Below are 18,409 nucleotides of genomic sequence, written 5' to 3'. Positions count from 1 at the left end.
ATAATGAAGCCCAATCCTTCCCGGGGCTTCCGAAATCATGGCCGAGTCGAGTGACGAGAAGACAGGTATTGTTCAGGAGCCCGTCTCCATTCCGGAGGTGAAGCCTGAGCGTCCGATTTGGCCGCGCCCCCACGACGAGATAAGTGTCGACGAGCATGTGCAGGCGCTCGAAGCTCTGAACCCCGAGCGCGTGGAGCCCCGCCTGGACGATGTGGTGGCGGAAGATGCCGGCGGCGCCAGCGTGCCGCCTCCAGTCGAGGGACCTCATCCTTCGCTCGGTGAGCCGGCTCTCGATCCGCTGCCCGCCGCTCCGGTTCCTGAAGCGGCGGTTGTTCCTGCGCATGACGCCGGCGTCGAAAGCGCAACCGTCGTGGTCCCGCCGGTCCAGCCCGAAAGGCTTTCGGCCGCCGACGTTCCGCCCGTGGCTCCTGTCCAGACGTTGGATGAGGCGCCACCCGTTCGCCATGACCCCGAACCCCTGGCCGCAGCGGCTGCGCTGGGAGCGGCTCCGGCAGCGACCCCGCTGATCGCGGGAGATCGCGTCGCGCCGATGGACCACCGTCCTGAACAAGTCCGAGCCGAGGTGCCGCCCCCTGTAGATGCAGGGCAGGGACGGGGCGGCTTTGGACGCGTTGCCGCGGCCGGTCTGCTTCTTCTCGTCGCGGGAGGTGGCGTGCTCTACGCGATGAGCGGCGACGACACTCCGGAGCCCGTGCAGCAGGCGCGCAACGAGGCGCCCCCGCCGGCTGTTGTTCCTGTCCCGGTCAGGAACGAGGAACAGGCGGCGCAGCCGTCATCGGACGATCTTCGTCTCATCCGCGATCACCTCACGCAGCTTGAGGAGCGTTTCTCACGGATCGAAACCCGGATGAACGAAGTCGCCGCACGGCAGCCGGCGTCCACGTCGTCGGCAGGAGATGCGACGAGGGTCAACGAACTTGCCACGCGGCTCGACAGGCTCGAGCAAGCCAGCAGAACCGCTCCGGCGACGTCGACGACGAATGAACGCCCTGCTGCTGAAGCCCCGCGTGTGGTGACACCCGCCGCGCCGGCTCCTGCCCAGACCGCATCGGCACCGGAAACCACTCAACCGCCTCAGGAAGAGGCAGCGGCGCCGACGCCGCCGGCAATCCCGCAGCCCCGTCCCCCCGTGACGGCACGCGCGGATCAGACGCCTGCAGACGTTCCGCCGCCGCCTGCTGCCTCGGCGGCTCGCCCGGACAATCCGATTCTTGCGGGGTGGACGGTCCGTGACGTCTATGACGGCACGGCAGTGGTTCAGAGCCGACGCGGCCTGATGGAGGTGCAGCCGGGAGATGAACTGCCGGATGGCAACCGGGTGCTCGCGATCCGCCGCTTGGGAGGACAATGGGCTGTCGTCACCCAGCGCGGCATCATCACCGCCGGGCAGTAGCTAATGGAGAGGCCACCCCGGGTGGCCTTTCCGATGTCTCGCAGGGTCAGTTCGTGGCTGGCCCGAAGCGGGCGGTCCCCGGGGCGCCGACGATCAGCACGAAGGTCTCGCGAAAGCCCTGTTCATCCTGCGGCGTGTCGAAATAGACCGCCGATTCCTCGTCCCCGGTTTCGCTGCGTACGGAGGCCAAGGCAAGCTGCGGCGTCTCCGATTCCTGCTCGATTTCCTGCGTCTGGATGATCTCGCCTTCGTCTGAAATCCACTGGACGTAGAGTTGCAGCGCGCCGGCCGAAACCTTGCCGATGGCGCGGGAGAATCCGCTTCCGCCATCGGCCGCCCAGGGCCCCAAGACACGCACCATCAGGATGTCGGTCGGGATGCCGAGGCCCGCATCAGCTGAGTTGCTGTCCTGGTCGGCGCTGTTGGGGGCAGCCTTGATGTCCGAGAAGGGTGTTGCGGCGTCCGGTGTGGCAGCCTGCGGCGCGGTCGGCTGTGGCGCAGGCGCTGGTGCGGTCGCTGCCGGAGGGCTGGGCGCCGGGTCGGCCGGTGCCGCCGGTCCCGTGACAGTCGAGGGAGCCGCCGGCGGCGTCTGTGCCAGTGATGGCGATGCGATCAGGCCGGAGAGAAGAACAAGGGCAAGCACGCTCCGGCTGGTCATGGCATTCTCCTAGACGTCGAGTTCGCCCGCGAAGGGCGCATGTTCCTGGATGAAGCGGAAACGCGCATCGGCCTTGGAGCCCATCAAACGCTCCACTGCGTTGCGGGTTTCGATTTCGTCGTCCTCGGCGATCTCGACACGCAGCAGCGTGCGGTTCTTCGGGTCCATGGTCGTGTCGCGCAGCTGCTGCGGCATCATCTCGCCCAGACCCTTGAAGCGCCCGATATCCACCTTCTTGCCCTTGAAGCGCGTCGCGATCAGGCGCTCGCGCTCGGCGTCGTCGCGGGCGTACACGGTCACCGGCCCAACGGTCATACGATAGAGCGGCGGCACCGCAAGGAAGAGGTGACCACCGCGAATGAGCGCCGGGATCTCACGATAGAAATAGGTGACGAGCAGGGAGGCGATGTGTGCCCCGTCCACGTCGGCGTCCGTCATGATGATGATCCGCTCATAGCGCAGATCCTCTTCGCGGTAGGACGAGCGGGTGCCGCAGCCCAGCGCCAGAAGCAGGTCGGACAGTTGCTGGTTCTGAGCCAGCTTGTCGGCACCGGCATTGGCGACGTTCAGGATCTTGCCACGCAGCGGGAGCACGGCCTGATTGGCGCGCTGGCGCGCCTGCTTTGCCGAGCCACCGGCCGAATCGCCTTCGACGATGAACAGTTCCGCCCCGGCCGCACCGTTCTGCGAGCAGTCCGAAAGCTTGCCGGGGAGGCGAAGCTTTCGTGTGGCGGTCTTCCTCAGCGTGTCCTTCTCGGAGCGGCGGCGAAGCCGTTCCTCGGCACGCTCGATCACCCGGTCCAGAAGCTTGCGCGCCTGGCTGGGGGAGGAGCCGAGCCAATGGTCGAACGGATCGCGGATCGAGCCGTCCACGAGGCGCATAGCCTCGGCCGACGAAAGCTTTTCCTTGGTCTGCCCCTGAAATTCCGGCTCCCGGATGAACACCGAGAGCATTACCGCGCAGCCGGCAAGGATGTCGTCGCTGTTGACGTCCTTGAATTTCTTGGCCTGTCCGGCAAGGTCCGCATAGGCGCGCAGCCCGCGCAGCAGGGCGCCCTTCAGGCCATGCTCGTGCGTGCCGCCTTCCGGGGTCGGAATGGTGTTGCAGTAGGAGCGCGTGAAGGCGTCGCCATCCTCTGTCCAGGCGATCGCCCATTCAACGGCGCCCGGTCCCTCATTCGCCTCCACACGGCCGGCGAAGATCTCGGACGTCAGCAGTTCCTGACCCTCGAGACTGGCCTTGAGGTAATCCTTCAGGCCACCGGGGAAGCGGAACACTTCCTTGGCCGGAACGTCCTCCACCGCCACCAGCAGTTCCGGCGCGCACGACCAGCGAACCTCGATGCCTGCGAACAGATAGGCCTTGGCCCGCGTCATCGTGTACAGGCGCTGCGGCTTCATGCGCGCGCCTTCTCCGAAGATCTGCGGGTCCGGCATGAAGCGGAGCTTGGTGCCTCGGCGGTTGTGAACGGGGCCGATCTCTTCGAGCGCCGTCAGCGGTGCGCCACGCGAATAGACCTGCCGGTACAGCACCTGGCCGCGCGCGACCTCGACCTCAAGGCGCTCGGAAAGCGCGTTCACCACGGACACCCCCACGCCGTGGAGGCCGCCGGACGTGGCATAGGCCTTCGATCCGAATTTGCCGCCCGAATGAAGGGTGGTAAGGATCACCTCGAGAGCCGATTTGTCCGGGAACTTCGGATGTGGATCGACAGGGATGCCACGCCCGTTGTCCGAAACGGTCACGGCGCCGGAAGCGTCGAACTCCACCTGAATGAAGGAGGCATGGCCCGCCACCGCTTCATCCATGGCATTGTCGATCACTTCGGCGAAGAGGTGATGCAGCGCCTTCTCGTCCGTCCCGCCGACATACATTCCGGGACGGCGACGTACAGGCTCGAGCCCTTCCAGAACTTCGATATCCGCGGCTGTATAGCCGGCTTCGCCAGGTGTGCCTCGTTGTGGTTCGGGCGCCGCTACGGGCTTCCGAGCAGCGCTGCCGCCAGATGAAAACAGATCGGGATTGGCCATGTCTTCGCTGTGATTCCTTCGGGGCGGACTATCGCACAAGGGAGTACCGAACGTGAACAGCGCACGGATATGACTCACAGCAAGTGCGTCTTCGCGGCCACTTCGCGCCAAGCCTTTCCAAGCCGGTGCCCGCGCCACCATATAGTGGCTGCATGAAAAGCCTGCTGCTGTTTCCGATCCGCTTCTACCAGCACTTCGTGTCGCCACTGATCGGGCCACGCTGCCGGTATCAGCCCACATGCTCCGCCTACATGGCAGAGTCCGTGGAGCGACACGGCGTTTGGCGGGGCGGATGGATCGGGACGGCGCGGCTGTGCCGCTGCCACCCATGGTCCCCGTCGGGATTTGACCCGGTGCCGCAGCAATTGCCCGCGTCGGGGCGGTGGTATATCCCGTGGCGCTATGGCCGCTGGACCGGCCGTCATATGACCGTGCGGCTGGACCGGCAGGATCCGACCGCCGAAAACAACTGACCGCCGCTTACCTGCTTGGTGTGCAGGGCTGAGCGCTTGAGGAACATCCCATGCCCATTCTGACCTTCCCTGATGGCGCCGCGCGTGAGTATCCCGCCGGCTCCACTGGCCTTGACGTGGCCAAGGCCATCTCCCCGTCGCTCGCCAAGCGCACGGTCGCCATGGCGCTCGACAGCACCGTGCATGATCTTGCGGATGTCATCGAGAACGATGCCCGCATCGAGTTGATCGGCCGCGACGATCCCCGCGCGCTCGAGCTGATCCGCCATGACACGGCGCATGTGCTGGCGGAAGCGGTGCAGGGGCTGTTCCCGGGAACGCAGGTTACCATTGGCCCGGTCATCGAGAACGGCTTTTATTACGACTTTCACCGCGAGGAGCCGTTCTCCATCGACGATCTTGCGGCGATCGAAAAGAGGATGCGCGAGATCATCCAGCGCGACGCGCCGTTCACGAAGGAGATCTGGACGCGCGATCAGGCCAAGGATTTCTTCCGGGCTGCCGGCGAGGAGTTCAAGGTCGAGCTGGTGGATGCCATTCCCGCCGGGCAGGACCTCAAGATCTATCGCCAGGGCGAGTGGCTGGACCTGTGCCGTGGTCCGCATATGACGTCCACGGGCAAGGTCGGGACGGCGTTCAAGCTCACGAAGGTGGCCGGCGCATATTGGCGCGGCGACAGCAACCGGCCGCAACTGCAACGCATCTATGGCACCGCCTTTGCCAAGCAGGAGGAGCTGGACGCCTACCTTCATCAGATCGAGGAGGCAGAGCGCCGCGACCACCGCAAGCTTGGCCGTGAGATGGACCTCTTCCACTTCCAGGAGGAGGCGCCCGGATCGGTGTTCTGGCACCCCAAGGGCTGGACGCTGTTTCAGGCACTGATCGCCTATATGCGCCGCAAGCAGAACGCCGCCGGCTACACCGAGGTGAACTCGCCCGACATGATGGACCGCAGCCTGTGGGAAACCTCGGGCCACTGGCATTCCTACGGCGAGAACATGTTCACGACGAAGACCGAGGACGACCGCGTCTTCGCGCTCAAGCCGATGAACTGTCCGGGCCACATCTGCATCTTCAAGAACGGCCTGAAGTCGTACCGCGATCTGCCTGTGAAGATTGCGGAATTCGGAAAAGTCCACCGCTACGAGCCGTCGGGCGCGCTCCACGGCCTGCTGCGTGTCCGCTCCTTCACGCAGGACGACGCACACGTGTTTTGCACCCCCGAGCAGATCATGGAGGAGAGCCTAAAGGTCAACGACCTCATCCTCTCCATCTACCGCGACTTCGGCTTCGAGGATGTCCGCATCAAGCTCTCCACGCGCCCGGAGAAGCGCATCGGTTCCGACGAGGTGTGGGATCGCGCCGAGGAGGCGCTGAAGGCAGCGCTCGATGCGTCTGGCCGGCCCTACACGATCAATGAAGGCGAGGGCGCGTTCTACGGGCCGAAGCTGGAATATGTGCTGCGTGACGCGATCGGGCGCGACTGGCAGTGCGGCACCCTGCAGGTGGACTTCAACCTGCCGGGGCGTCTCGGTGCGTTCTACATCGCATCCTCCGGGGAGAAGCAGCAGCCGGTCATGCTGCACCGCGCGATGTTCGGCTCGCTGGAGCGCTTTACCGGCATCCTGATCGAGCAGCACGCCGGCGCGTTCCCGCTCTGGCTCGCGCCGCAGCAGGTGATCGTCGCCACGATCACCGAGGATGCCGACGAGTACGCAGTGGAGGTGACCCGCATCCTGCGCGAGGCCGGGATTCGCGCCGATGCCGATCTTCGCAACGAGAAGATCAACTACAAGGTGCGCGAGCACTCGCTTGCGAAGGTGCCGGTGCTGGCGGTTGTCGGCCGCAAGGAAGGCGCCGAACGGACCTTGTCGATCCGTCGGCTCGGCTCACCCGACCAGAAGACGGTGCAACTGGACAGCTTTGTCAGGGACATCGCGGCCGAGGCGCTGCCGCCCGACCTGAAGCAAGGCTGAGGCCTCAATTGCGGGCCAGTTCGATCCGTTCGCTCTGGCCCGCCTTGACCTCGAACGGCTTCTGCACGGTTTCTCCATCGGCGCGGGCGACCGCGAGATACTCGCCTTCTTCAAGCACGATGCTGTGCTGGTCCTGTACGCCATCAGAGACCACGTCGCCGCCGGGGGTCAGGATGCTCCACGTGGCGTCGCTGATCTCGGCGCCGTCCGGCGCCAGCAGGCGCAGGTCCACCGTCCCTGCCTTGTGCAGGACAGCGGCGTCCGTCAGCTTGCCGGGCTCCACCCGCACTTCGGAATCGATCCGGGCATTCGCGGTGCCATAGGTGGACGTCACCTGATAGGAACCCGCGGGCAGCCGCAGCAGCACGCCTGCCTTCACCTCGGCGACGAGTTCGTCACCGCCGGCCCCGTTGTTCCTTCGTACCTCGAAGCCCAGTCGCTCGTTCGGAATGGGCTTGCCGGCCACGCTTCCCGTGAAGCGCAGCGCGCCGGCGTTCAAATCCACACGCTCGTTCAGGGCCGTCGAACCGAGCACGATGTGGCGTGTGGCACCGACGAGGCCATAGGTCACGTGGCAGATGTAACCGCCAGGATCGAGCGTCATCATCGGATTGGCGTCGGTCGTTTCCATCACCAGAGCGTGATTGCCGTTTACGTCGGGCTGGTCCGAGAAAATTCGCCACTGCAGACCCGACTTGATGGAGGGGCCTTTCTCCTCAAACTGCGCGCTGAGGCTCAACACGGTCTTGGTCAGCGAAGACGGGCTGACCGGCGCAAGCGTAGGCGTGCGCCTCAGCATATTGCCCGGTGACCCTGGGTCGAACTCGGGAGGAAGCCGCAAAGGCGAGGAGGGGTCGGCGAGCGCCGGAGCCTGCACCTGCGCGCGGGACGCGGAAGCCAGCGCGAGAATGGCGCATGCGGCGAGGAGGGGGACTCGAACAAGTCGAAAACGCATACCGGCTGGGTTCCATGAAACCGGGGCATTTGCAAGGCGCGCGCGGTTGCCGTGGGAGCGCTGGTTTGCGATGAACGCCCCAGAGGTGCCCATGTCCGATACGATCGATCTTCTGCTCAGCCGCCGCTCCGTTCCCCCGTTCGCGCTCCATGAACCGGGCCCGACCGAGGATCAGATACGGACACTGCTCACAATCGCCAGCCGCGTGCCGGACCATGGCAAGCTCGCCCCCTGGCGCTTCATCCTCGTGCAAGGCGACGACCGCGCTGCGCTTGCCGACCGGCTGGCTGAAATTGCGCTTGCCGATCCGTCGGCCGACGCCCAGCGGATCGCCGAGGACAAGAAGCGCTTCGCCACGCCCCTCATCGTCATCGTGGTCAGCCGCGCGGCGGCCCATGTGAAGATCCCGGAATGGGAGCAGGTGCTTTCGGCCGGCGCGGTCTGCATGAACCTGATAACCGCCGCACATTCCCTCGGCTTCGCGGCGAATTGGCTGACCGGACGTGCGGCCTATGATCCTTCTGCCGCACCGGCTCTGGGGTTGGTGGAGGGCGAGCGAGTTGCCGGCTTCATCCACATTGGCACCCCGGAGGCACCGATGCCCGACCGTCCCCGGCCGCCGCTGGAGGAGATCGTAACCCGCTGGTCAGCCCCGTGAGTGGCGTCCACTTCTACGAACCGGCCAAGGGGCACGGCCTTCCGCACGATCCGTTCAAGGCCATCATCGCGCCGCGCCCGATCGGGTGGATCTCGACGGTCGATGCCGAAGACCGCCCAAATCTGGCGCCTTACAGCTTCTTCAACGCGTTCTCCTCCGTTCCGCCGATCATCGGCTTCTGCAGCGAGGGCTGGAAGCACAGCGTCCGCAACATCGAGGCGACTGGCGAGTTCGTCTTCAACCTCGCGACGGCACCACTGGCCCAGCAGATGAACATCACCGGCTCGCCTTTCGAGGACGGTGTGGACGAGATGGCGGCGGCGGGGCTGACAGCGGCGGCATGTCGCCTCGTGCGTGCACCGCGCGTCGCCGAGAGTCCCGCGGCGATGGAGTGCAGGCTGATCAGCATCACGCAGCTGCGCGACATGGACGGCAACGCGCTTGGTCGCTTCCTTGTCCTCGGACAGGTGGTTGGCGTTCACATCGACGCGTCCTTTTTAAAGGAGGGGCTGTTCGATACCGCTGCGGCGAGGCCGCTCGCACGCTGCGGCTACCTGGCCGACTATGCCGAAGTCAGTGAGCTGTTTCGCATGCCGCGAACAGCAACGGTTTAACTCCGGGTTTACCATACGGGAGGAAGCTGGCCCTGTTATCGCGTATCGGAGGCCCGCTTGCCCATGCCGCACCATGCCGATGTGCCCGCAGTTCTCGGCGGGAGCCAAAACGATCTCGTCGCGCGCTTTCTGGACTGGGCCCCGGCCGCCGCTCCGGAAGCGCGAGCCGAAGGTGTCGCTGCATTGGCGCGGGCCTTTCTCTATTCCGACCTTTCGCAGAGTTCGCGTGAGATCGTTGCCGACGTCCTGGCGCTGTTCACCGAGGACAGCTCGTTCCGGGTGAGATCCAGCCTTTCCGGCGCGCTTGCCCGCAGCGCAGAGGCGCCGCCTGCCGTGATCCGCGCTCTCGCCTATGACGTGCCGGACGTGGCCTTGCCGGTCCTCGTCTTCTCCCCATTGCTGCACGATGCGGACCTCGTTCAACTGGTCACGACGCGGGGAGAGCAGGAGCAGGCGGCCATTGCGGCCCGCAACGCAGTCTCGCAACTCGTTGCCCTCGCGCTCGTCGAGTATGGCTCGGCCCGCATCTGCATGGTTCTGGCGTGCAATCCCGAAGTTGGCCTGGAGCCCGGCCTCCTCGTGCGGATGCTGGAACGGCATGGAACGGATGCGGACCTGCGCAGCCGCCTGCTCTTGCGGCCCGAATTGCCGGCGCCCCTTCGCTACCGGCTGCTGTGCAACATTGCCGATGAACTGGGCAGCATGGCTAGCGACCGGCTTGGCATGGACGAACGGCGCGCCGAACATATGACGCAGGATGGCCGCGAGAGGTCCGCCCTCGTCGTCGCCGAAGATGCAGGAACCGAACTCGCGGGCCTCGTCTCCCATCTTCGGGATGAGGGGCAACTGACCACCGCCATTGTGCTGAAAGCCCTGAGCGAGGGGAACCTTGCTTTCGTGATCGCGGCCTTCAGTGAACTGACCGGCGTGACCCCCGCCCGCGTCGGTGGCCTCCTGAAGGATCCGGAAGCTGCGGCCTTTCGCGCGCTGCACCGTCAGGCCGGAATGCCGCGGTCATCCCTGTCCGTGTTCCAGCAGGCACTCGGGGCATGGGGGGAAGCGGAGCGGCAGCGGCTCGAAGGTGCGCATGCGCGTCAACTGGTGGCCGAACGCGTGCTTGCCGCAACGGAAGGAGCAGCGGCCGGCCTGTTCGTGCAGAGCGGAGCCGATGCCTCCCGCCAGGTGTCGCGAGCCAGACTTCGTCAGCACGCTCCCGAGCACTTCGCCCGGGCGGCCTGAGCGATACCTACATCAGCTGGGCAGCGGCGAACTGCTCGGCGATGATGCGCTCTTCCATCCCGTGCTCGGGATCGTGGAGCATCACCATCTTGCGGTCGCGGTCCAGCCGGATCACGACCTCCTTGGCATTGCGAAACTCGGTATGGTCGGCCACCGCAGAAACCGGCCTCTTGATGGGGTCGAGGACGCCGAAGCGCACTTCCACATGATCCGGGAGCAGGGCGCCGCGCCATCTCTTCGGCCGGAATGGATTGAGGGGCGTCAGCGCCAGCAGCTTGGAGTTCAGCGGCACGATCGGACCGTAGGCCGAGTGATTGTAGGCCGTTGATCCGGCGGGGGTGGCGACCAGCGCGCCGTCGCCCGCCAGTTCCTTCATGCGGATCGTGCCGTCCACCCAGACTTCGAGCTTCGCCGCCTGGAAGGTCTGCCGGTACAGTGAAACCTCGTTCACCGCCCGTGCGAAGTGCCGATGGCCCTCGGTGTCCAGCACATGCATGACCAGGGGGCGAACCACGGTGGGGACAGAGGCTTCCAGCCTCTCCAGCAGGCCTTCCTCCCTGTAATGGTTCATCAGGAAACCGACGGTGCCCCGATTCATCCCATAGATGGGCACGTCTTTCGGCATGAAGCGGTGCAGCGCATTGAGCATCAGGCCATCACCGCCCAGCGCAACCACCACATCGGCTTCTTCGGCGGGCGCGTTGCCGTAGACGTGGGAAAGCCGGCGGGCGGCCTTCTGTGCTTCATCCGCATTGCTGGCGATGAAGGACACCCGAGAGAAACGTGGAGCCGATTTGGCCTGAGGCTCGGCGGTCAGGAACTCGACCACGTCGGATGATTGCTGCAAGGGGTCCACCATCCGCCAGGCGCCTTGATGCGGGGCGGCCCGTGCCCCGTGGAACAGAGAAGAGGCTTACATGGAGCATCCCACATTCGTCTATACCACATGGCCTTCGGCAGACGACGCCGAAGCTGCCGCAAGAGAGCTTGTAGGCAAGGGCCTGTGCGCGTGCGCCAACATCATCCCGGGGATGACCTCCATCTACGAATGGAAAGGCACGCTGGAGCGGGCAGCTGAAGTCGTCATGATCCTGAAGACCCAACCGCGTTGTGTCGCGGACCTGATGGCTGCCGTGGAGAGCCGTCATCCATATGACGTCCCGGCGATCACGGCGTTCCAGTCCACGGATGCGGAATCCCGCTTCGCGGACTGGATCGTGATGCAGACCGGCGGGCCTTCTGCGACCTAAATCACCGGCAGCCAACCAGCCGGCACGTAGCGATAGCGGTCGGCTTCCTTGGCGATGTAGCCGTGGCCGGGGAAGGGGAAGTGATAGCCCTGAACCTTCAGCCTCTCGGCAGCCGCCATGTCGAGGACCCGCCGGCGGGTCGCCTCGGCCATCACCGGGTCCATGTCGAACACGGCGTGCCAGCCGGGGTTGCGCACGAACAGCGCAGGATGATTGGTCGTGTCCGACAGGAAGAGAACCTGATCGCCGCCCGATGAGATGCGGAAGATCATGTGGCCGGGCGTATGGCCGAACGCCTCGTGAGCTACGATGCCCGGCACCAGTTCCTGCTCGCCCGTGTAGCGCGTCAGGTCCTTGGCCATGGGGCCGAAGATCTTGCGGACGTTCTGGAACGTCGTCTTCTGCCCCTCAGGGGCGCGGCTCATCTGGCCGTCATCCATCCAGAACGCGTATTCCGCCTCGCCCACAAACACCTCGGCGTTCGGGAAGACCGCGGCGCCCTCCTTCGTGCGCAGGCCAAGAATATGGTCGCTGTGGAAATGCGAGATGATCACCGTATCGACCGACTTCGCGTCGAGACCCGCGGCCTCCATGTTCTCGACCAGCCTACCGGCGGTCGGCGCGAGTTGTCCGCCCGTCCCCGTGTCGATCAAGACGAGCTTGCGCCCGGTGTTGACTACGAGCTGGTTGAAGGGGATCGCCACCACATCCGTCGGCAGGAAAGCGTCGTGAAGCGAGGCTTTGACGTCTTCGAAAGCGGCGTTGCGGACGAAGCCGTCCTTCAGCGTCATCATGTTCGCGCCGTCATTGATCGCCGTCAGCTCGAACTCGCCGATGCGGTAGCGGTAGATGCCCGGCACCTGACGGCCGGCCGCTGGTGCCGCCGCACGTGCCGCCCCGGCCGGCAGGAGGGTGGACACGGCAGCAGCGCCGCCGGCCGCCATCCAGGCGCGGCGGGTGAAAGCTGGTTCGAATCCTGACTTCGTCATTCCTGCTCTCCTGTGGCGCTCATGATGCCTTGCGCACAACGAAACTAGACGCAGCTTCGCAGCAGACCAGACACGAGCCTGTGAATCCTGCTGGCGGCCTATGGGTTCCCCTTTCCGGCAAGGAACACAAGAGCAGCGACAACGTTGCTGTTTCACGTCAGGGCTGGGGACCAGGAAAGATGGCTGGATCACTGTTGACCGCGGAGGCGGGCGGGGCCGTCTTGGGCTCTTCTGCGCAGCCCCATCTCCGGCGGCCGCGCTCATGAAGGACGAGGTTTCGGGACTTCGCCTCATCGGGCAGCACGGTGCATCGGAACTGCCGAGCATCGTTGTCGACAGCTACAATCTCGAGCTCTCCGACAGCAGCGGCTTCATTGGCGATCGCGCCTCCAAGGGGGCATTTCGATCCTATCTGGATGAGGAGCGCAAGCTGTTCGCCAAAAGCGGGGAGGATCCGCTCGGGGAGGAGGACAGCGCTTCATTGAGCAAAAAGGCGATCGATCAGCATCTGATCGAGGATGTGGAGGCGGCCGGGATCGTCTTTAGCGCGATCGAGCGCTTCTCCAATGAACTGGCAGGCATCATCCAACGATTCCTGAAGGTCAAGGAGTGGAAGGGCACCCAGCGCATCGTCGTAGGGGGCGGCTTCCGCAACAGCCGCGCCGGCGAGATCGCCATCGGCCGTGCATCCGCGCTCCTGAAGAGAGCCGGAATAGATGTGAAGCTTTGCCCTATCCGCCATCATCCTGATGAAGCCGGGCTGCTCGGCGCAGGTCATCTCGCCCCCGCATGGATGTTCGCCGGGCATCGAGCGCTTCTGGCGGTCGATATCGGCGGTACGAATATCCGGGTGGGCCTTGTACGGCTGCGCCTGAAGGAGGCCTCGGATCTGTCGCGTGCGGAGGTCGTCGCCTCAGATCTGTGGCGGCACAGGGATGAGAAGCCGTCGCGTGAAGAGGCCGTGGCGAAGCTGATTTCGATGCTGGCAGGTATGATCGACAAGGCGGAAGCGGAGGATCTGGCGCTGGCGCCGTTCATCGGCATCGGTTGCCCGGGCGTGATCGATGCCGATGGCTCGATCGAGCGGGGATCTCAGAACCTGCCGGGCAATTGGGCGTCCAGCAGGTTCCATCTGCCCACCGCCATCGCAGAAGGCATTCCGACGATCGCGGGTTGCGAGACCATGATTTTGATGCACAACGATGCTGTCGTGCAGGGGCTGAGCGAAGTGCCCTTCATGACCGATGTGGAGCGCTGGGGCGTCCTGACGGTCGGCACAGGTCTCGGGAATGCGCGCTTCACCAATCGCGGGTAGAGGCTCGGATCGGAGGATGGTCTGGAAGATCTTGCAATCTACGGAGGCCTATTCGCGGCTGCCTTCGTAGCGGCAACCTTCCTTCCGTTTTTGCCGGCATCTTCGGAACTCGCGCTGGGAGGCCTGCTGGCTGCGGGGCACGGTTCGCCCATCCTCCTTTTTCTCGTGGCAACCGGCGGCAATGTGCTCGGCTCTGTCGCCAACTTCTACGCCGGAATGTTCGCTGCGCGTTTCGCGGGACGGCGATGGTTCTTGAGCGAGCGTCAGCTGGAAGCGGCATCGGGCTGGTTCGAGCGTCGCGGAAGCTGGCTTCTGCTGTTCGCCTGGCTTCCTGTCGCGGGCGATCCGCTCACGGTCGTGGCGGGCATGCTGCGCGTGCCGTTCTTCAAATTTCTGGTGCTGGTCACCATCGGCAAGGCCGCCCGTTACGGCGTCCTGGTCGCAGGCTTCGGATGGTTTCAGGCCTGAGGAACTGGTGCCGGATGAGGGGATTGAACCCCCGACCTTCGGTTTACAAAACCGCTGCTCTACCGCTGAGCTAATCCGGCACGCACGGACCGGTTAGCAGAGGCAGGACGGGCCATCAATAGCGTTCCGCGTCATGACAGGGAGCCGGCTCTCTCCTTCAGGGCCAGCACTGCGATATGAGGCGCCGAAAGCCTGAGCATGGATGAGCCGACCGGTTCCGTGGAGAACAGGTAGATGTGCGGAAACTTGGCCCGGAGCAGCGGAACACTGTCCAACACCGAATAGGAATAGAAGATGCCGTCGCCGTCGGACTGATGGAAGCCGCGTCCTCTCGTCCTGATCAAATCGAATGCACGCCAAAGCCCCAGCACGCGTAGCGAATTCTTGACCAGCCGTGCGGGCAGGGAGCCGTGACCGAAATTGTTCGTGTCGGAGATGAACACGCCCTTCCGGGCGACGCGGCACATTTCCTGTACCGCTTTGGCGTTGTCGCGGATGTGGTGCAGTACGGCGAATTCCATCGCGAGGTCGAAGCTGTCTTCTGCAAAAGAAAGCTCTGTCGCGTCGCCGTCTGTGAGTTCGTCCTCGCCCAGCCCGTTTTCATGACCGATCCGGCGCAGGGCTGAGACGGGTTCTATGCCCGTGATCGTTGCCGCGATGCCCAGGCTCTTGGCCAGCCGCTGTGCGCGGCCCGTGCCGGCGCCCACATCCAGAATGCTGTTGACGCCGATGCGCGGCAGCCATCCGGCAAGGATGTGGAATGCGATGTCGTGCTCCACATCGCTGAACACGTGGCTGCTGTCGTAGTCGGGAGCCGTGCGGGCGTAGTAGGCCCGCTGAAGTTCAACATCGAGAGACATGGAGGCTTATCCGCAGGAGCTGTTATGTCCTGCTCCGTGCATCGCATCCCGGAGCGGCAGCCGTCCATCCCGCACCGAAAAGAAGCGGCCCCGCCGTAGCGGAGCCGCATGACACCGTGTCAGTGCCAGTTGTCGAGATCCCGATCCTTCGTCTCGGGGACGAAGAACACGCCGATGATGAAGGTCATCACGGCGATGACGATCGGGTACCAGAGGCCGTAATAGATGTCGCCGGTGGCGGCCACCATGGCGAAGGCGGTAGCCGGAAGAAGACCGCCGAACCAGCCATTGCCGATGTGGTAGGGCAGCGACATGCCGGTGTAGCGGATACGGGTGGGGAACAGTTCCACCAGAGCCGCCGCGATCGGCCCATAGACCATGGTCACGAACAGAACGAGCACGAACAGAAGTCCGATGACCGCCGCCACCTGTGGGCGGAAGATGTCGAACGGATGCGCCATCTTCACGATCTCGGCGTTCTGTGCGTTGTTCGGATATCCGGCAGCCTGGAGCGCCGGGGCCAAGGTCTTCGCGAAGTCGGGGCCAAACGGCACTTGTGTGCCGTTGATGTCCACGACGGTTGGGGTGCCGGCAGGCGCGGGCTCCGTGGAGTACCGGACGGAGGACTTCGCCAGCACGTCACGCGCCTGGTCGCACGGCTCGGTGTAGACGCGGGTGCCGATGGGGTTGAACAGGCTTCCGCAGGTCGCCGGATCGGCCACCACCTTCACCTGGACCTGCTCGATGGCCCGCTCGAGCGGCGGATTGGCGAAGGTCGTGATCTGATTGAAGACCGGGAAGTACGACACCGCCGCGATGAGGCAGCCCGCGAGGATGATCGGCTTGCGGCCGATCTTGTCGGACAGCCAGCCGAAGAACACGAAGAAGCCCGTGCCCAGCAGCAGCGAGTAGGCGATCAGCAGGTTCGCCGTGTAGCCGTCCACCTTCAGGATGCTTTGAAGGAAGAACAGCGCATAGAACTGGCCGGTGTACCAGACGACGCCCTGACCGGCGGTGAGGCCGAGCAGCGCGATGATGACGAACTTGGCGTTCTTCCACTGGCCGAACGCTTCGGTGAGCGGCGCCTTCGAGGTGCTGCCTTCGGCCTTCATGCGCTGGAAAGTAGGAGATTCGTTCAGGGTGAGACGAATCCAGACCGAAATGCCGAGCAGCACGATCGAGATCAGGAACGGAATGCGCCAGCCCCAGGCGGCGAAATCGGCTTCGCCGACGGCGCTGCGGGTCGCGAGGATCACAAGCAGCGAGAGGAACAGGCCAAGAGTCGCCGTGGTCTGGATCCACGAGGTGTAGAACCCGCGGCGGCCCGGAGGGGCATGCTCGGCCACATAGGTGGCTGCGCCGCCATATTCGCCGCCAAGCGCGAGGCCCTGCAGCAGGCGCAGGATGATGAGAATGACGGGCGCCGCGATGCCGATGGTGGCGGCGTTCGGCAGGATGCCCACGATGAAGGTGGACAGGCCCATGATCATGATGGTGACAAGGAAGGTGTATTTGCGCCCGACAAGATCGCCGATGCGGCCGAACACCAGGGCGCCGAATGGCCGCACGAGGAAGCCTGCGGCGAAAGCCAGAAGCGCGAAGATGTCACGCGTGGCCGGAGGATAGGCACTGAAGAACTGGGCGCCGATAATGGCGGCCAGCGAGCCGTAGAGATAGAAATCATACCACTCGAAAACCGTGCCGAGCGACGAGGCGAAGATGACCTTCTTCTCTTCCCGCGTCATGTCTCGCGGCTTCGCCCGTGCCTGCAGTGCGTCTCCCGTATAGGCCATCTGCAATCCTCACCATTGCGAGGGCGTGGACCGCCCTTCGTTTCAAGGTGAAAAGCCTACCGCGACTTCTTGTCCGGTGCGCGCCTTTTTTTGGCCACATCCGCTAACTCGGTGGAAATAGCTCGAATAATCACCAGATGTTTCGCATGAGGATACTATTCTTCCTGGTTGCCGCCGCTCTCGGGCTATCTTCGCTTCCGCCGGCCTCCATGGCTTCGCCGCTGGGCGTCGAGAATCGATGGAGCCTCGATGCACAGCGCAACACACGGCTTCACCGACCGAACGAAATCAGGCGCGGAGTGCCGCCGGAGAGACGCAAGCCTCGTGCTTTCAAGCCGACGAAGCCTCGCGTGGCTGAACCCGGCGGACTTCGGCCGCCACGTTACGGCCTTCCGCGCCCGGTCATCGAGCGCATTCCTCGGGTTTAGCGTGACCGTGCGAGGTGGGCGGCATGCAGCGCGATCGCGGCCGCGTTCGAGACGTTGAGGCTGCGGATCGCGCCGGGCATGTCCATGCGGGCGAGCACGTCGCAATATTCCCTTGTCTTCTGCCGGAGCCCCTTGCCCTCGGCCCCAAGCACAAGGGCCAGAGGCGGCGCCAGAGAGATGTCGTCCAGGTTCTCGGGCGCATCCGAATCGAGCCCGACTCGCCGATAGCCGCGTTCCGCCAACTCATCGAGTCCGCGCGACAGGTTCGTCACGGTGATGAAGGGGACATGTTCCAGCGCGCCGGATGCGGCCTTGGCAAGCACACCGGTGGCCGCCGGGGAGTGACGGTTGGTCGTCATGATGGCGTCGACCGCGAAGGCGGCCGCCGTGCGCAGGATGGCGCCTACATTGTGTGGATCGGTGACTTGATCGAGCACCAGAACAATTCCGGTGTCCGGAAGATCACGCATGCGCGGCTGGGGCAGGGCATCAGCCTCGGCGTAGAGGCCCTGGTGAACCGAATCCGGAGTGAGGAGGCGGTCGATATCACCCGGACGCACGATCTCGGGCTGAACCTTCGGCTGGACGCCCTCCTCGGCAAGGCGCTTGATCGCGTTCTCCGTTGCCAGCAGGCGGCGGATCTTGCGGCTGGGATTGTTCAGCGCCTCGATCACGGGGTGGAAGCCGTAGAGGATGACCGTATCGTCGTCCTCGTCGCGGCGCGGCCGCGCGTTTCCAGGGCGGCTGAAGCGGTTCGGCGTCTTGGCGCCAGCGGAACGGGGCGGTCGGCTCATCCTCGTTCCTTGTCACGGGCCGGACGCCTTGGCAACGAGGCATGCTCAACCTTACTTGTTGACAGCGCGGCGGCGGATTACCATAAGAGCCGCCGCTGGACACGGGGTGTCGCAACCCAGTGTTTTCCGCGTCTGCGATTTGCCTTCTCCGCAAGGAGCCGGCTTCGTGGGGGAGTGTCCCGAGCGGCAAAGGGGGCGGACTGTAAATCCGCTGGCTATGCCTTCGCAGGTTCGAGTCCTGCCTCCCCCACCACCTATTTGGTGCCGAGTACGCGGGTGTAGCTCAATGGTAGAGCAGCAGCCTTCCAAGCTGAATACGAGGGTTCGATTCCCTTCACCCGCTCCACTCGCCAAGCCCTTCTGACGCACCAAGCTTGCAGTGGCGGGCGAAACGCCTTATCGAACCGCCGCCAAGAAACCCTCATCACGTGAGCTCAAGGAACCTGGTTCGCCATGGCCAAAGAGAAGTTTTCGCGGAACAAGCCGCACTGCAA

At 64.6% G+C, this 18,409-nt stretch carries 17 protein-coding genes and 3 tRNA genes; 11 read left to right on the top strand and 9 right to left on the bottom strand.

Features of this window, described 5'->3' with window-relative positions:
- The first annotated feature begins 37 nt into the window (after window positions 1–37).
- A complete protein-coding gene (locus SCD90_RS16150; RefSeq protein ID WP_319845747.1) occupies window positions 38–1,414 on the top strand; it encodes a hypothetical protein in 1,377 nt (458 codons plus the stop codon).
- A 46-nt stretch (window positions 1,415–1,460) separates the two neighbouring features.
- Here SCD90_RS16150 and SCD90_RS16145 read toward each other — a convergent pair whose 3' ends face one another.
- The gene (locus SCD90_RS16145; protein WP_319845746.1) at window positions 1,461–2,072 is read right to left on the bottom strand and encodes a hypothetical protein; all 612 of its coding nucleotides are present in this window, start codon (window positions 2,070–2,072) and stop codon (window positions 1,461–1,463) included.
- 9 nt (window positions 2,073–2,081) lie between these two features.
- Window positions 2,082–4,103, bottom strand: a complete 2,022-nt coding sequence (parE, locus tag SCD90_RS16140) for a DNA topoisomerase IV subunit B (protein WP_319845745.1) — start codon at window positions 4,101–4,103, stop codon at window positions 2,082–2,084.
- Between the two features lie 152 nt (window positions 4,104–4,255).
- Here parE and yidD point away from each other — a divergent pair, with 152 nt between their 5' ends.
- Window positions 4,256–4,576, top strand: a complete 321-nt coding sequence (gene yidD, locus SCD90_RS16135) for a membrane protein insertion efficiency factor YidD (protein ID WP_319845744.1) — start codon at window positions 4,256–4,258, stop codon at window positions 4,574–4,576.
- A 50-nt stretch (window positions 4,577–4,626) separates the two neighbouring features.
- The gene (gene thrS, locus SCD90_RS16130) at window positions 4,627–6,552 is read left to right on the top strand and encodes a threonine--tRNA ligase (protein ID WP_319845743.1); all 1,926 of its coding nucleotides are present in this window, start codon (window positions 4,627–4,629) and stop codon (window positions 6,550–6,552) included.
- A gap of 4 nt (window positions 6,553–6,556) precedes the next feature.
- Here the strand turns inward: thrS and SCD90_RS16125 are convergent, their stop codons facing one another.
- A complete protein-coding gene (locus SCD90_RS16125; protein WP_319845742.1) occupies window positions 6,557–7,507 on the bottom strand; it encodes a hypothetical protein in 951 nt (316 codons plus the stop codon).
- A 91-nt stretch (window positions 7,508–7,598) separates the two neighbouring features.
- On the opposite strand from SCD90_RS16125, the gene SCD90_RS16120 reads away from it, so the two are divergent.
- From SCD90_RS16120 to SCD90_RS16110, 3 genes are all read left to right on the top strand, one after another.
- Window positions 7,599–8,165: a nitroreductase family protein gene (locus SCD90_RS16120; RefSeq protein ID WP_319845741.1), complete on the top strand. Its 567-nt coding sequence runs from the start codon at window positions 7,599–7,601 to the stop codon at window positions 8,163–8,165.
- Window positions 8,162–8,779, top strand: coding sequence for a flavin reductase family protein (locus SCD90_RS16115; RefSeq protein WP_319845740.1), 618 nt, complete (start codon window positions 8,162–8,164; stop codon window positions 8,777–8,779). Before SCD90_RS16120 ends, SCD90_RS16115 begins: the two co-directional genes overlap by 4 nt.
- A 63-nt stretch (window positions 8,780–8,842) precedes the next feature.
- Window positions 8,843–10,018 (top strand): DUF2336 domain-containing protein, encoded by a 1,176-nt coding sequence (locus tag SCD90_RS16110; RefSeq protein ID WP_319845776.1) that lies wholly within the window; start codon window positions 8,843–8,845, stop codon window positions 10,016–10,018.
- Between the two features lie 7 nt (window positions 10,019–10,025).
- Here the strand turns inward: SCD90_RS16110 and SCD90_RS16105 are convergent, their stop codons facing one another.
- Window positions 10,026–10,877, bottom strand: a complete 852-nt coding sequence (locus SCD90_RS16105) for an NAD kinase (protein ID WP_319845739.1) — start codon at window positions 10,875–10,877, stop codon at window positions 10,026–10,028.
- A 58-nt stretch (window positions 10,878–10,935) separates the two neighbouring features.
- Between SCD90_RS16105 and cutA the strand changes: the two genes are divergently transcribed.
- Window positions 10,936–11,268, top strand: coding sequence for a divalent-cation tolerance protein CutA (gene cutA, locus SCD90_RS16100; RefSeq protein ID WP_319845738.1), 333 nt, complete (start codon window positions 10,936–10,938; stop codon window positions 11,266–11,268).
- Here the strand turns inward: cutA and SCD90_RS16095 are convergent.
- The gene (locus SCD90_RS16095; protein ID WP_319845737.1) at window positions 11,265–12,257 is read right to left on the bottom strand and encodes an MBL fold metallo-hydrolase; all 993 of its coding nucleotides are present in this window, start codon (window positions 12,255–12,257) and stop codon (window positions 11,265–11,267) included. The genes cutA and SCD90_RS16095 overlap by 4 nt on opposite strands.
- Window positions 12,258–12,519: 262 nt before the next feature.
- On the opposite strand from SCD90_RS16095, the gene SCD90_RS16090 reads away from it, so the two are divergent.
- Window positions 12,520–13,572 carry an ROK family protein gene (locus tag SCD90_RS16090; RefSeq protein ID WP_319845736.1) on the top strand — a complete coding sequence of 351 codons (1,053 nt, stop codon included), beginning with the start codon at window positions 12,520–12,522 and terminating at the stop codon, window positions 13,570–13,572.
- Between the two features lie 90 nt (window positions 13,573–13,662).
- Window positions 13,663–14,040, top strand: coding sequence for a YqaA family protein (locus SCD90_RS16085; protein ID WP_319845735.1), 378 nt, complete (start codon window positions 13,663–13,665; stop codon window positions 14,038–14,040).
- A gap of 5 nt (window positions 14,041–14,045) precedes the next feature.
- Here SCD90_RS16085 and SCD90_RS16080 read toward each other — a convergent pair.
- The 4 genes from SCD90_RS16080 to SCD90_RS16065 all read right to left on the bottom strand — a co-directional run bounded on the left by SCD90_RS16080 (window position 14,046) and on the right by SCD90_RS16065 (window position 17,915).
- Window positions 14,046–14,120, bottom strand: a tRNA-Thr gene (locus tag SCD90_RS16080).
- Window positions 14,121–14,171: 51 nt separating this feature from the next.
- On the bottom strand, window positions 14,172–14,900 hold the full coding sequence (locus tag SCD90_RS16075; RefSeq protein ID WP_319845734.1) for a class I SAM-dependent methyltransferase: 729 nt from the start codon (window positions 14,898–14,900) through the stop codon (window positions 14,172–14,174).
- A 119-nt stretch (window positions 14,901–15,019) separates the two neighbouring features.
- Window positions 15,020–16,693: an MFS transporter gene (locus SCD90_RS16070; RefSeq protein ID WP_319845733.1), complete on the bottom strand. Its 1,674-nt coding sequence runs from the start codon at window positions 16,691–16,693 to the stop codon at window positions 15,020–15,022.
- A 424-nt stretch (window positions 16,694–17,117) separates the two neighbouring features.
- Window positions 17,118–17,915: a TrmH family RNA methyltransferase gene (locus SCD90_RS16065; RefSeq protein ID WP_319845732.1), complete on the bottom strand. Its 798-nt coding sequence runs from the start codon at window positions 17,913–17,915 to the stop codon at window positions 17,118–17,120.
- A gap of 168 nt (window positions 17,916–18,083) precedes the next feature.
- On the opposite strand from SCD90_RS16065, the gene SCD90_RS16060 reads away from it, so the two are divergent.
- Window positions 18,084–18,168 (top strand) — tRNA-Tyr (locus tag SCD90_RS16060).
- 19 nt (window positions 18,169–18,187) lie between these two features.
- Window positions 18,188–18,261: transfer RNA gene (locus SCD90_RS16055), tRNA-Gly, on the top strand.
- Window positions 18,262–18,409: the final 148 nt, after the last annotated feature.

The sequence above is a fragment of the Terrihabitans rhizophilus genome (assembly GCF_033898525.1).
Lineage (GTDB): Bacteria > Pseudomonadota > Alphaproteobacteria > Rhizobiales > Methylopilaceae > Flaviflagellibacter > Flaviflagellibacter rhizophilus.
The sequence above is the reverse complement of the archived record's forward strand: the minus strand, read 5'-3'. Positions and strand labels throughout refer to the sequence as shown.